This window comes from Kitasatospora sp. NPDC051914, assembly GCF_040680995.1.
Classification (GTDB): Bacteria; Actinomycetota; Actinomycetes; order Streptomycetales; family Streptomycetaceae; genus Kitasatospora.
Genome location: NZ_JBFAXX010000004.1, coordinates 52,413 through 65,234 on the forward strand (window position 1 = coordinate 52,413; position 12,822 = coordinate 65,234).

The 12,822-nt window shown below is 73.4% G+C and carries 9 protein-coding genes and 1 pseudogene; 4 read left to right on the top strand and 6 right to left on the bottom strand.

Annotation, left to right across the window (positions count from 1 at the left end):
• Nucleotides 1-180: 180 nt before the first annotated feature.
• Nucleotides 181-1,407 (bottom strand): acyl-CoA dehydrogenase family protein, encoded by a 1,227-nt coding sequence (locus AB0M03_RS04465; protein WP_363488300.1) that lies wholly within the window; start codon nt 1,405-1,407, stop codon nt 181-183.
• A gap of 325 nt (nt 1,408-1,732) precedes the next feature.
• Between AB0M03_RS04465 and AB0M03_RS04470 the strand changes: the two genes are divergently transcribed.
• Complete coding sequence (locus tag AB0M03_RS04470) at nt 1,733-2,806, top strand: GAF domain-containing protein (protein ID WP_363488302.1); 1,074 nt, start codon at nt 1,733-1,735, stop codon at nt 2,804-2,806.
• A gap of 61 nt (nt 2,807-2,867) precedes the next feature.
• Here the strand turns inward: AB0M03_RS04470 and AB0M03_RS04475 are convergent.
• The 3 genes and pseudogenes from AB0M03_RS04475 to AB0M03_RS04485 form a co-directional block, all read right to left on the bottom strand.
• A pseudogene (locus AB0M03_RS04475) lies at nt 2,868-3,578 on the bottom strand (aminotransferase class I/II-fold pyridoxal phosphate-dependent enzyme); the annotation flags it as partial.
• Between the two features lie 83 nt (nt 3,579-3,661).
• Nucleotides 3,662-4,747, bottom strand: a complete 1,086-nt coding sequence (locus tag AB0M03_RS04480) for a substrate-binding domain-containing protein (RefSeq protein WP_363488304.1) — start codon at nt 4,745-4,747, stop codon at nt 3,662-3,664.
• Between the two features lie 221 nt (nt 4,748-4,968).
• A complete protein-coding gene (locus AB0M03_RS04485) occupies nt 4,969-5,991 on the bottom strand; it encodes an EamA family transporter (RefSeq protein WP_363488306.1) in 1,023 nt (340 codons plus the stop codon).
• A gap of 231 nt (nt 5,992-6,222) precedes the next feature.
• Here AB0M03_RS04485 and AB0M03_RS04490 point away from each other — a divergent pair, with 231 nt between their 5' ends.
• Together AB0M03_RS04490 and AB0M03_RS04495 are read left to right on the top strand one after the other, a co-directional pair.
• Nucleotides 6,223-7,680: a lipase maturation factor family protein gene (locus AB0M03_RS04490; RefSeq protein WP_363488308.1), complete on the top strand. Its 1,458-nt coding sequence runs from the start codon at nt 6,223-6,225 to the stop codon at nt 7,678-7,680.
• A gap of 151 nt (nt 7,681-7,831) precedes the next feature.
• Entirely contained in the window at nt 7,832-9,739 is a 1,908-nt protein-coding gene (locus AB0M03_RS04495; RefSeq protein WP_363488310.1) for a hypothetical protein, read from the top strand.
• 76 nt (nt 9,740-9,815) lie between these two features.
• On the opposite strand, the gene AB0M03_RS04500 is transcribed toward AB0M03_RS04495, so the two are convergent.
• Complete coding sequence (locus AB0M03_RS04500; RefSeq protein ID WP_363488312.1) at nt 9,816-10,784, bottom strand: 2-oxoglutarate and iron-dependent oxygenase domain-containing protein; 969 nt, start codon at nt 10,782-10,784, stop codon at nt 9,816-9,818.
• A gap of 20 nt (nt 10,785-10,804) precedes the next feature.
• Complete coding sequence (locus AB0M03_RS04505) at nt 10,805-11,230, bottom strand: nucleoside deaminase (RefSeq protein ID WP_363488546.1); 426 nt, start codon at nt 11,228-11,230, stop codon at nt 10,805-10,807.
• 205 nt (nt 11,231-11,435) lie between these two features.
• On the opposite strand from AB0M03_RS04505, the gene AB0M03_RS04510 reads away from it, so the two are divergent.
• On the top strand, nt 11,436-12,755 hold the full coding sequence (locus AB0M03_RS04510; RefSeq protein WP_363488314.1) for a PucR family transcriptional regulator: 1,320 nt from the start codon (nt 11,436-11,438) through the stop codon (nt 12,753-12,755).
• Nucleotides 12,756-12,822: the final 67 nt, after the last annotated feature.

A 12,822-nucleotide genomic window follows, 5' to 3' on the forward strand; every position in this document is an offset into this window, starting at 1 on the left:
GCAAGGACATCCGTTTGTTGACTGACCGTCATCAAGCGGATTCGCATGGCTGTGCCGTCGACTGCTGAACGCTACCAGCCCCGAGACCCCGATGAGCAACATCATCTGACTGAAAGTGAGTTGTGCGATACGTGTTCGATCCGCCCGGCGCCGGAGCGCCGGGCGGCCGAGGGGCGTCCGTCAGACCGCGAGCGCCTGGGGCGTCCACGCCGTGCTGGAGAGCTTGGCCAGCTCGGCGAGCTTCTCCGACCACTGCACGCCGTAGCTGCCGGCGGCGACCTGGCCGAGCCGGAGCCGCTGCACGTCGGAGGTGCCGGCGGGCGGGTAGACGTGGGTGGCGTCGCGCAGGTAGCGCTCGATCCCGAAGTCTGCCTGCAGGCCCCGGGCCGCGTGGATCTCCATGGCGTTGCGGGCCGAGTCCAGGGCGTACTCGGTGTTCACCAGCTTGGAGTTCATCAGTTCGGCGTCGCAGGGCCGGCCGAGGTCGAGCAGGTGCGCGGCGTGGTAGGCGGCCAGCCGTGCGGTCATCAGCCGGGACTGCATCTCGCCGATCTTCAGGCTGATGTTGGGGAGTTCGGTGAGCGGCTTGCCGTAGAGCGAGCGGCCCTCGGCGAAGCGCACGGTGTCCTCCACGATCGCCCGGTGGATGCCCAGGGCGACGGCGGCGAGGTTCGGCCGGCCGTAGAGGATGCTGGAGGAGTACGCCACGTCCAGGCCGGCGCCCTCGGGGCCGAGCCGGTTGTCGACCGGGATGCGGCAGTTCTCGAATATCAGCTCGCCGAAGCTGAAGCCGTGCAGGCCGCTCTGGCTGCCCGGGTCGCCGAGCCGGAAGCCGGGCGCGTCGCTGGGCACCAGGAAGGCGGACAGGCCGCGCGAGCCCTTGCCGGTGCGGAACACCACGCCGTGCACGTCGCCGATGTGCGAGTTGCCGACGAACCACTTCCGGCCGTTGAGCACGTACTCGCGGCCGCGCTTGCGGGCGGTGCCGGTCATGCCGAGGACGTGGCCGCCGGACTCCGGCTCGGTGACCGCGATGGTCGGCAGTGCGCGCCCGTCGGCGAACTGCGGCAGCCACTGGCGGCGCTGCTGCTCGGAGCCGAAGTGGATCACCTTGGCGACGCCGAGCTGGGAGGCCTGGGCGATCGCGCCCATCGCGCCGCTGACCCGGGAGAGTTCCTCGATGACGACGGTCTTGGCCAAGTGGCCGAGCCCCATGCCGCCGTACACCCTGGGGATGGTGACGCCGATCCATCCTCTCCGGGCGATCTCCCGGGCGAGGTCGTGCTCGATCGAGCGCTCCGCCTCCATCCTGGCGATCTGCGGCCGCACCTCCTTCTCCGCGAACTCGCGCACCTCGGCACGGAGCTGCTCGTGCCGCTCGTCGGTGAAGTAGTCCTGGCCCAGCATGGGGCGTCCTCTCGTCGGTCGGATTCGCCGCCGCCCCGTCCCCGGGCAGGGGCCGCCGCAGGGGATGGGGTGGTCGAGTCGGCCGCCGCGCCGTTGAGGGCCGCGCGCGGATGGGCGGTCTCCCGCCCTCGGCAAGGAAACATTGTCATATGCGTCACTGCGCACCTCCAGAGCGTGATCATGAAATGGCGAGATCTGTATGTGACCTTTTCGTGACAGGATTTGACCGGACGTCATCGGGGAATGGATCTTCACCCTCGGATTTCGTCCGTCTGATGAGACTCCGCCGGTCCGGAGGCCGCCCGGGTCTGACACCATGTCGGCCATGACTGATGTGATGAGCGCTCAGAACGCCTATCCGGGCGGTGGGGGCGAGTCCGACCGGACGCGCCGGCTCCGCAGCCTGGGTCTCAACGACCCGAGTCCGGACGAGGCTTTCGACCGATTCGCCCACCTGGCCGCCAGCATCACCCGCGCGCCGATTGCGATGGTCAACTTCATCAACGACGAGCGCCAGATGTTCCGGGGGCTCTACATTCCGCCAAATCCCGCACAGGCCCAGCCGGTCGAGGACGACGCCTGGGCGGACCGCGGGATCGCCTTCGACCTGCCGGCCCGGGAGATGCCGCTCAGCCACGGCTTCTGCCCGCACGTCGTCGCCCAGCGCTCGCCGCTCGCCCTGGACGACATCCTCGCCTACCCCCGGTTCGCCGGTAACCCGGTCGTCGACGAGCTGGGCGTCCGCGCCTACCTGGGCGCGCCGCTGGTGGACGACACCAACACCGTCATCGGCACGGTGTGCGTGCTCGACCGCGAGCCCCGCCAGTGGGGCCGCGAGCGGCTGAAGGACATCCAGCACCTGGCCGAGGCGCTGCTCTCCGAGATCCGCCTGCGCGACAACCTGCTCGCCCAGCAGCAGGAGATGTTCGCCGCGTTCGACGGCTCGCCGTTCCCGATCATGCTCACCGACGGGCCCGAGCACGAGATCCGCTACGCCAACGCCGAGCACGCCGGCATCTTCGGCGCCCCCGGCCCGTTCGTGGGCCTCGGCCACGCCTACCCGCAGCTGGCCGCCGCCGGGCTGCCGCTCGCCGTCACCGAGGCGTACCGCACCGGCCGGGGCACCGTGCTCAAGGACGTCCGGGTGCAGTCCTACCTGCCCGGGGCCCGGCGCGCGGAGCAGGTGTACACCTTCACCTGCACGCCACTGCGCAATGCGCGCACCGGCATGGTCAACGGCGTGCTGACGGTCGGCATGGACGTCACCGCGCAGTCCCGCACCGAGGAGGAGCTCGGCACGCTGGCCGCGCTGCTGGTGGACCGCCTGCAGCAGTCCGGGCGCGGCCCCGGCGACATGCTGCCGCCGTTCCAGCCGGGCCGCCCGGGGCTGTCGGGCTGACCCGCGTTCCGGCCGGGGCGCCCGTCCGGCGCCCCGGCCCGGGCAGTGGGTGCCGCGCGGCTCAGGCCGTGTCGCCCAGCACCCCGGCCAGCCGCTCCGCCCCCGCCACCAGCTGCTCGGTGCTCTCCGCGGCGCCGTAGCCGACCCGCAGGTACGGGGCCGGCGGCTCGGCGGTGAAGTACGCCCCTCCCGGGGTGACCGCGACCCCGGCGCGCAGTGCGGCGGCGGTGGTCTCCTGCGGATCGGTGCCCTCGGGGAGCCGCAGCCACAGGTGGTGGCCGCCGGCCGGCAGCCGCGGGGCGAGCACGTCCGGCCGCAGCCGCTGCAGGGTGCCCGCCAGCGCCCTGCGGCGCTCCTGGAGCCGTCCGGCGAGGGTGCGCAGGTGGTGGCCCCAGGCCGGTGCGCCGACCAGTTCGAGTGCGGCGTCCTGGAGCGGCCGCGGGACGAAGGAACCGTCCACCGCCTGGACGGCGCGCAGCCGTTCGAAGGCCGGTCCGCGTGCGGTCAGTGCCGCCACCCGCAGGTTGGGCGAGGTCGGCCTGGTCAGCGAGCGGACGTGCACCACCACCCCGTCCGGGTCGTCGGCGGCCAGCGGCGGGGCGGGCGGCGGGGCGTCCGCGTGCACCAGCCGCCGGGCGAAGTCGTCCTCCACCACGAACGCCCCGGCCTCCCGGGCGATCCGCAGCACCTCCGGCCGCCGGGCGGCGGAGAGCACCGCGCCGGTCGGGTTCTGGAAGAGCGGCTGGCGGACGAACACCCGTGCCCCGGTGGCGGCGCTGGCGGTGCTGGGCTGCATCGCGGCCACCCGGCGGGCGCGCGGCTGACGCGCCCGCCGGGCGGCGGCGGGGGTTTGGCTCAGTTCACCTCGACGCCGGCGGCCTTGCAGGCCTCGGCGTACTGCGGGGTGCAGACCTCGGAGGCCTTGTAGAGGTTGCCGGCGATGACGGTCGAGGCCACCTTGTCCTTGGTGACGACGATCGGGCTGAGCAGCATCGACGGGATCTGCAGGCCGCCGCTCTCGGTCATGGCGCTGGCGACCGAGGTGATGTCCAGGCCCTTCACGAGGTAGACGGCCATGGTGGCGGCGGCGTCGGCCTCGGGCTTGTACGGCTTGTAGATGGTGTAGGTCTGCTCGCCGGCCAGGATGCGCTGGATCGCGTCCAGGGAGGCGTCCTGGCCGCCGACGGGCACGTTCATCCCGGCACCCTTGAGGGCGCCGATGATGGAGGTGGCCATGCCGTCGTTGGCCGAGTACACGGCCTGGATGCCGTTCTTGCCGAAGTGGCTGATCGCCTCGTTGACCTTGGTCGCCGCGACTTCGGGCTTCCATTCGCCCGACTGCTCGTAGACGATCTTCTTGACCTTGTCGTCGAGGATCTTGTGCGCACCCTTCTTGAACTGGGCGGCGTTCGGGTCCGACTCGGCACCGTTGATCATGACGACGTTCGCGTTCGACGCCTTGCTGCCGAGCGCGTCGAGCAGCGCCTGGCCCTGCAGCTCGCCGGTGCGCTCGTTGTCGAAGGAGATGTAGGCGGACACCTTGCCGGCGGCGAGCCGGTCGTAGGCGATGACCTTGACACCCTTCTTGTTGGCGGCGTCCACCCAGGGTGCGGTGGCGCCCGAGTTCACCGGGTCGAGGAGGATGACCTTGACGCCCTTGGCCAGCAGGTCGTCGAACTGCTGCTTCTGGACGGTCTCGTCGCCGTCCGCGTTGGCGTAGTCGACCTCGCACTTGGTGCACAGTGCGGCGACCGAGGCCTCGATCAGCGGCTTGTCGAAGCTCTCGTACCGCGTGGACGAGGACTTCTCCGGGAGCAGCAGACCGATGGTCTTCGTCCCGGAGGAGGAGCCCGCGTCGGAACCCGAGCCACATGCGGCCAGCGACAACGCCGCCGACACAGCGGCCGTGCCGGCGAGGATGCGACGCGTCAATGCGTTCATGGTGGGTGGTGCCTCCCTGACAGCGCCGCGGAGTGCGGCGACGAGGCAGTCAATCCGCCGTCCCCGCGGCCCGTCAACAAGTAAAACGTTCGCTAAGATTTCTCGACCACATTGTTATCTTGTTGAATACATGATCCTCGCAGATGGGCTTGCGGGCCGGAAAAGCCGACAACTTCTCAACTCATGTACGCCGCCCCGGCGCCCGATGCTCCGCGCAGGTCCTATCGGCGCTCGGTGCGCACCACCAGGCACACCCCGGCGACCACCACGGCGCCGCCGAGGACGATCGGCCAGGTCAGCGCCTCGGAGAGCACCAGCCACCCGAGCAGCACGGCCACCACCGGGTTCACGTACGCGTAGGTCGCCACCAGTGGCAGCGGCGCGCGCTGCAGCAGCCAGGCGTACGCGCTGAACGCGACCAGCGAGCCGAAGACCACCAGGTACGCCAGCCCGGCCCAGGACGCGGTCGACACCGAGGCCGGGTGGAACCCCTGCGGCTCGTGCCGGACGAAGGCCAGCACCAGCGCGCCGACGCCGCCCGCGAGCATCTCGTACACGCTGGCCGTCAGCGGGTTGGCCGGCATCGGCAGCCGGCCGGCCAGCACCGAGCCGCAGGCCCACAGCAGCGCGGCGACCAGCACTGCGACCAGGCCCAGCAGCCGCACCTCGCCGGTCAGTCCGGGCGCGCTCAGCACCGCCAGCCCGAGCAGGCCGACCAGTACGCCGCCCAGGGTGGAGAGCGGGGTCCGGTGGCCGGTCAGCCGGCGCAGCACCACCACCCACAGCGGCACGCTCGCCACCATCAGCGCGGTCAGCCCGGACGGCACCGACTGCTCCGCCAGCACCACCAGACCGTTGCCGCCGACCAGCAGCAGCACGCCGACCACCGCCGCCGAGGCCAGTTCGCGCGGCCGCACCAGCAGTGCGGCCGGCCCCTGCCGTACCGCGATCAGCGCCGCCAGCACCAGGCCGGCCGCGACGAAGCGCATCGATCCGGACAGGAACGGCGGCATGGTCTCCACCACCACCCGGATCGCCAGGTAGGTCGAACCCCACACCACGTAGACGATGCCGAGCGCACCCCACACCGCACCGGAGATGCCGCGCCGGCCGGTGGTTTCGGCCCCGGGGGTGGCGTCGGAGATGTCGACCGCATCGAGGGGCGCGATGCGGTCGGCGGGGGCGGATCGGGACGGATCTGGACAGGACGGGTCGGCGGCAGGCTGCGGCGAAGCCGATGTCATGGGTGTCTCCCGGTTTCGGTGCTGAACACCTGGTATGAGATCACAGTCCGGCCGCCCCGCGGGAGACCCGTCCCACCCCGCGGTCGCGCCGCACCCCCGCGCCGCCTCCGCGCCCGGTGCGCCTTCCGGATGAAGTCGGCGGCCCGGACGGACGGCCCCGCGAGCGGATCCCCCTCGGGAGTGGTAGGCATGGGACGGTCCGAGCGCGGACGACCGAGGAGAGCGCACGAGGTGGAGTGGTTCGCGGCACCCGACTACTGGTTCGCCCGCCAGGTCTTCCAGCGGCTGCTCGCCCTGCTCTACACGGTCGGATTCGTCGCCGCCGCCAACCAGTTCCGGGCCCTGATCGGCGAGCGCGGCATCCTCCCCGTCCCGCAGTTCACCGCCCGCGTCCCGATGCGGCGCTCGCCCAGCCTCTTCCACCTCCACTACAGCGACCGGGCCTTCGCCGCGACCGCCTGGACGGGCGCCGCGCTCGCCGCCGCCCTCGCCGCCGGCGCCGGGGACCTCGTCCCGCTCTGGGCGGCCATGCTCTGGTGGGCGCTGCTCTGGGTGCTCTACCTCTCCATCGTCAACGTCGGCCAGACCTGGTACGCCTTCGGCTGGGAGTCGCTGCTGCTGGAGGCCGGCGTGCTCGCCGTCTTCCTCGGCAACGGCGACGTCGCGCCGCCGGTCACCGTGATGTGGCTGCTGCGCTGGCTGCTCTTCCGCGTCGAGTTCGGCGCCGGCCTGATCAAGTGGCGCGGCGACGCCTGCTGGCGCGACCTGACCTGCCTCTACTACCACCACGAGACCCAGCCGATGCCGGGCCCGCTCAGCTGGTTCTTCCACCACCTGCCCCGCCCGCTGCACCGGATCGAGGCGGGCGCCAACCACTTCGTGCAACTCGCCGTACCGTTCGCACTCTTCCTGCCGCAGCCGATCGCCAGCACCGCCGCCGCCCTGATGACCGTCACCCAGCTCTGGCTGGTGCTCTCCGGCAACTTCGCCTGGCTGAACTGGATCACCATCGCCCTCGCCCTCTCCGTCGTCGACGCCGGCACCGCCGACCGGCTGCTCCCGCTGCCCGCCGCACCGCACTACCCGGGCCCGCCCGTCTGGTACGAGGTCCTCGTGCTCGCCCTCACCGCCGGCGTCCTCGTCCTCAGCTACCGGCCCGCCCGCAACCTGCTCTCCCGCCACCAGGTGATGAACCGCTCCTTCGACCGACTGCACCTGGTGAACACCTACGGCGCCTTCGGTTCCGTCACCCGCATCCGGCACGAGATCGTCCTGGAGGGCACCGACGCCGAACTCCCCGGCCCCGGGACCCGCTGGCAGGCCTATGGATTCCGGGGCAAACCGGGCGAACTCCGGCGAATGCCACGACAGATCGCCCCCTATCACCTCCGGCTGGACTGGCTGATGTGGTTCGCCGCCATCTCGCCCTCCTACGCCAGGCCCTGGTTCGCCCCGCTCGTCGCGCGGCTGCTCGTCAACGACCCCGACACCCTCCGGCTGCTGCGCCACAACCCCTTCCCGGACAGCCCGCCCACCTTCGTCCGCGCGCGTCTCTACCGCTACCGGTACAGCAGTTGGCGCAGACTCAGGACGACCGGCGAGTGGTGGCACCGCGAACCCCTGCGCGACTTCCTGCCGCCCGTCACGCTCAGCGACGTCCGGCACCTCGCACCCCGGACCGGGCCATGACACGGCACAGTCCCGCAACAACCCGCCAGGTGGGTGCACCCGTCGAACGAGCACCCGTATTCTGGCCCTCGCGCCGTACCCGCCGAGCCGCACCTCGGCGCCCTTCTCCGCCAACCCCCTCCCGTCACCCCGCCACGAACCGGACTTCCACATGACAGTGCGCTACCTGAACGACGCCGACGCCTCGGTGCCGGCCCCGGCTGCCACTCCGGACGGCGAAGCCGGGCCGGACACCCGCGAGGAACTCGGCCGCTACGCCGAACAGGGCGGCTTCACCCTGACCCCCGACGCCAACCCCTGGCTGGCCGCGGCAGACACCGTCACCGAGGGCGAGGAGGCGCGCGCCGCCTCCACCGTCCTCGCGGAGCTGCGCAGCCTCAACATCCGCGACATCGGCGGCGCCGTCACCGGCATCGCCGCCAAGGCCGGACTCGACGTCCCCGACACCCTGCTCGGCCTCGGCACCCTCCTCGACGTCCTGCAGCGCGTGCAGTCCGCAACCGCCACGCTGAGCACCGACGCCTTCTCCGCCGACCTCGACGCCCTCGCGGCCGCCACCGGCACCCGGGCCTGGCGCACGGAGCAGAACGTCAAGCTGTCGTTCGGCCGCCGCTGGGCGCTGCGCTCGCAGGCCCGCGGTCTGACCGGCGGCAAGAAGATCGGCCGCGCCGACCTGCACGCCGCCCTCGCCGCGGCCGCCACCGCCCGCACCGACTGGTCCGCGCTCGCCACCGGCGGCGCCGCCCCCGCCGTCCCGGTCGACGGCGCCCTCCTCGCCGAGACCGCCCAGGCCATCGACTCGCTCGGCACCGCCGTCCGCGCGCTCGGCCGCCTGCTGCCCGGCCAGGACCCGGAGTCCCTCCCGCTCGGCGAACTCGCCGACCTGGTCGACCGCCTGGCCGCCGACGAGGGCACCCTCTTCCGCCTGCCCGTCCTCGCCTCCCTGCGCACCGCTCTCGCCGCGCAGGGCCTGGACGAACTGCTCGCCGAACTGGCCGAGCGTCAGGCCGATCGCGAGGCCGCCCTCGCCGCGTACGACCGGCACACCGCCTCCACCGCCGAGGACGGCACCGACGCGGAGGAGGCCGCCCGCCAGGCGCTGGCGGGCGGTCCGCGGGACGGCGGCGAGCAGGCGGCCGAGGCCGCCGAGGCCGCGGTCGAGGTCGCTGTGGTGGCCGAGGTCGAGACCGAGGCCGAGGTTGCCGTCGAGGCGGAGCCTGAGGCTGAGGCCGAGACTGAGATTGAGGCCGAGCCCGCGGCGGAGGCCGTGGTCGAGGTTGCGGCCGAGGTGGAGACCGAGGCGGTTGCTGAGGAGCCCGTCGAGACGGACGTCGAGGCTGAGGTCGAGGCCGAGGTCGTGGCGGAAGCCGAGGCGGAGCCGGTTGCCGAGGAGCCCGTTGCGGTTGTCGAGGCTGCCGAGCCCGAGGCTGTCGTCGAGGAGCCGGAGCCCGTTGCCGAGGCTGAGCCCGTTGCCGAGGTTGAGCCGGTGGCCGAGGCCGAGCCGGTTGTCGAGGCTGAGCCCGAGCCCGAGCCCGTCGCCGTCGAGGAGCCGGTCGCTGAGGTCGAGCCTGAGCCGGTGGCCGAGGTTGAGCCGGTGGCCGAGGCCGAGCCGGTTGTCGAGGCTGAGCCCGAGCCCGAGCCCATCGCCGTCGAGGAGCCGGTCGCCGAGGTCGAGCCCGAGCCTGTCGTCGAGGTTGAGCCGGTGGCCGAGGTCGAGTCGGTCGTCGAGGCGGAGCCCGAGCCCGTCGTCGAGGTTGAGCCGGTGGCCGAGGTCGAGCCCGAGCCTGTCGCGGTGGAGGAGCCCGTGGCCGAGCCCGAGCCGGAGCCCGTTGCGGCTGCGGCCGGCCGTCCGGAGAAGCCGGAGATCGTCGCGGGCAAGGCCGTCACGGCCTACACCCCGGCCGAGCTGGCGGCCCTGGTGGGCTGGCTGGACGGGGACGGCACCGAGCGCAGCGACGACGAGCTGCTGCGCGCCGCCATGAAGGAGCTGGGCTTCACCCGCCTCGGCCCGCGCATCAAGGAGGCGCTGGGCGCCGCCGTGGCCGAGGTCCGCGGCTGACCCGGCCCCGCCGATCAGGGCCCGTGCCCGCAGGTCCCCGTCCGGGGCCTGCGGGCACGGGTGTGTCCGGGGGCGGTCAGCCGACGGTGATGGCGTCCAGCTTGGCCCGCAGGTAGGCGGTGGAGTCGACCGGTGGGTGCGCCACCCGCCCGACGGGGGCCGGGAGCGGGCTGACGGTGGTGTGCGGGTCGCACTCGTAGAAGTAGACCAGCGACATGAGTTCCTCGTCGGGGGCCTCGGGGGAGGGCGGCAGAACCCGGTGCCGCCCGGACCGCCAGCGGTCGCCGGTCCAGCGGGCCATCAGGTCGCCGATGTTGACGGTGAGCGCGGCCGGGTCCCAGGGGGCGTCCGCCCAGCCCTGTTCCTCCGTCCACACCTGGAGTCCGCCGCGGCCCTGCTGCCGGTCGAGCAGGGTGACGGTGCCGAAGTCGGTGTGCGGGCCGATCCGGTACTGGCCGGGCAGCGGCGGGCCGGCCGTGTCGACGGACGGGTACCAGTTGATGTTGCAGGTGTAGGTGGGCGCCCCGGTGTGCCGGGTGAAGAAGTCCTCGGGCTGTCCGAGGGCCGCCGCGAGCAGCCGCAGGGTCTCGTCGGCGGCGGTGCGCATCCGCGCCATGTACGCCTCCACCAGCCCCTGCAGGCGCGGTGCCTCGGCGGTCGGCCAGACGTTGGGCCGGAACCAGAAGTCGTCCAACCCGGGGTCCCCGGTGGCCCGGTCGGCGCCGACCGACCACGACTCCTTGAGGTCGGGCGGGGTCTCGGTGCCCTCCGCGTAGCCGTTGGCCTCGGCGCCGGGGCCGAGCCAGCCGCGGCCGCCGACCTTCACCGCGTACCGCTGCTTCACCTCCTCCGGCAGGGCGAAGAACCCGCGGGCGGCGGCCCGCACCTCGGCCCGCTCCCGTTCGGTCACCCCGTGGCCGGTGAGCAGCAGGAAGCCCGCCCGGCCGAGCGCCTCGTCGACGCTGCGGGCGATCCGGGCCCGTTCCTCCGCCGTGCCGCCGGTCCACGCACCGAGGTCGACCGTGGGAATCCGTACCTCTGCCACGCCGTTCGCTCCTGTCCGCGTCATTCGCCGATGTCCTCGAACCACAGCTCGGGCCGGGCCGCGATGAAGTCCGTCATCAGCCGGACGCACTCGGGGTCGTCCAGCACCGTGATGCCGACGCCGTGTTCGGCCAGCCAGTCATGGCCTCCGCTGAACGTCCGGGCCTCGCCGACGATCACCCGGCCGATCCCGAACTGGCGTACCAGGCCGGAGCAGTACCAGCAGGGCGACAGCGTGGTGACCATCGTGGTGCGGCCGTAGCCGCGCATCCGTCCCGCCGCCCGGAAGGCGGCGGTCTCGGCGTGCATGGACGGATCGCCGTCCTGGACGCGGCGGTTGCGGCCGCGTCCGAGCAGTTCGCCGTGTTCGTCGAAGAGCGCCGCACCGATCGGGATGCCTCCCTCCGCCAGCCCGGCCCTGGCCTCCTCGACCGCGACCGCGAGCATCCGCTGCAGATCCACCGGCTCCACCTCCCGTTTCCGAAACACCGTGGCAACGAAGGGTGCGTACCCTCCCTGGCGCCCTGTCCGACCGATCGGCCCGCCCGATTCCCCGCCCGGCGGCATCCCGCCCGCCGCCGCGCGCCCGACCCGCAGCGAGCCGCGCCCACCACAGAGACCCACCCCGTACAGACTCCGCCGGGAGGCCGCCGTGCCCGCTCTCACCGTCCGCGAGGTCCTCTCCCTCGACGTCCTGGGGCCCGCCGCCCCGCTGCTGCTGGCCGGCCGCGGTGCGCTGGACCGGCCCGTCCGGCGGGTGCACGCCGGCGAGGTGCACGACGGCTGGTCCTTCCTGAACGGCGGCGAGCTGCTGCTCACCGACGGCCGCGGCCTGGCCCGCTCCACGCCGGAGCGGCAGCGGGCGTTCGTCCGGGAGCTCGCCGGCCGGGGCGCGGCCGCGCTCTTCGCGCAGGTCGGCCGGGCACTGCCGCGGATGCCGGCCGCCGTGACGGCCGAGGCCGAACGGCTCGGCCTGCCGCTGGTGGTGCTGCGCCGGGTCGTGCCGTTCGCGCGGGTCGCCGAGGCGGTGAACGCCGCGAACTCCTCCCTCGCACCGGCCGGACGGACGGCCCGCGAACCCCGGGACGCCCCGCGGACCCCGTCCGACCCCGCCGGCCACGGCCGGGCGCTGCTCGGCGACCTGCTGGACGGCGTCAGCACGGGCGACGGGGCGAGGACGGGCCGCGCCGCGGCCGCCACCCGCGCGGAGGCGGCCGGGTTCCGGGTCCCGCCGGGGCACCGGCTGCTGGGCCTGGCGGCCCGCGGCCTGCCCGAGGCGCTGCCGGCCCGGATGACCGCCCCGCTGCTCGGCCGGCTCAGCGGCACCGCCCTGGCGGCCGCGATGCGCGGCGGGATCCTCGCCCTGCTGGCCGTCCCGGCGGCCCCGGACCCGGTGCGCGCCGTCCGGGCGGTGCTGCAGGAGACCGCCCCGGCGGCCGCGCTGGTCGGGCTCGGGCCCGCCGTGCCCGCCGAGGCCGGCTGGGAGCGGTACGGCGAGAGCCTGCGCGAGGCCGCCGCCACCCTGGAACTCGCCGCCACCGTGCCGCCCGCCGAGCCCCGCCGGCCCGGCCCGCCGCAGCCGTACGTGGCCACCGCGCGGGCCTTCACCCTGGAACGGGAGCTGAGCCGCTCCGGGGGCCGCGAACGGTGGACCCGGCTGGCCGAGGACGCGCTCGGCCCGGTGCTGGAGTGGGAGTCCCGGCATGCCAGCGACCTGGTGCGCACCCTGGAGGTGCACCTGCGGCACGGCTGCTCGCCCACCCGCACCGCCGCCCTGCTGCACATCGGCCGGCAGTCGCTCTACCAGCGGCTGGAACGGATCGAGCGGCTGCTCGGCATCGAGGTCGCGGACCCCGAACTCCAGGCCGAACTGCTCATCGCCACCTGCGCCCACCGCCTGCTGCAGGCCCCCCGCACCACCCCGCGCGGACCGGCACAGATGTCTCGTCAGAGGCAGTCGGACATCCGATAGGGACGTGTGGAACCGCGCGAATCGATAGAAAGGGCGCCGCACCCTGCGCCTCGCACAGTTTCCCCGC

What these genes read in the sequence shown, in the direction of transcription:
- AB0M03_RS04465 (WP_363488300.1), bottom strand. Translation starts at nt 1,407, where the DNA reads ATGCTGGGCCAGGACTACTTCACCGACGAGCGGCACGAGCAGCTCCGT.
- AB0M03_RS04470 (WP_363488302.1), top strand. Translation starts at nt 1,733, where the DNA reads ATGACTGATGTGATGAGCGCTCAGAACGCCTATCCGGGCGGTGGGGGC.
- AB0M03_RS04480 (WP_363488304.1), bottom strand. Translation starts at nt 4,747, where the DNA reads ATGAACGCATTGACGCGTCGCATCCTCGCCGGCACGGCCGCTGTGTCG.
- AB0M03_RS04485 (WP_363488306.1), bottom strand. Translation starts at nt 5,991, where the DNA reads ATGACATCGGCTTCGCCGCAGCCTGCCGCCGACCCGTCCTGTCCAGAT.
- AB0M03_RS04495 (WP_363488310.1), top strand. Translation starts at nt 7,832, where the DNA reads ATGACAGTGCGCTACCTGAACGACGCCGACGCCTCGGTGCCGGCCCCG.
- AB0M03_RS04505 (WP_363488546.1), bottom strand. Translation starts at nt 11,230, where the DNA reads ATGCTCGCGGTCGCGGTCGAGGAGGCCAGGGCCGGGCTGGCGGAGGGA.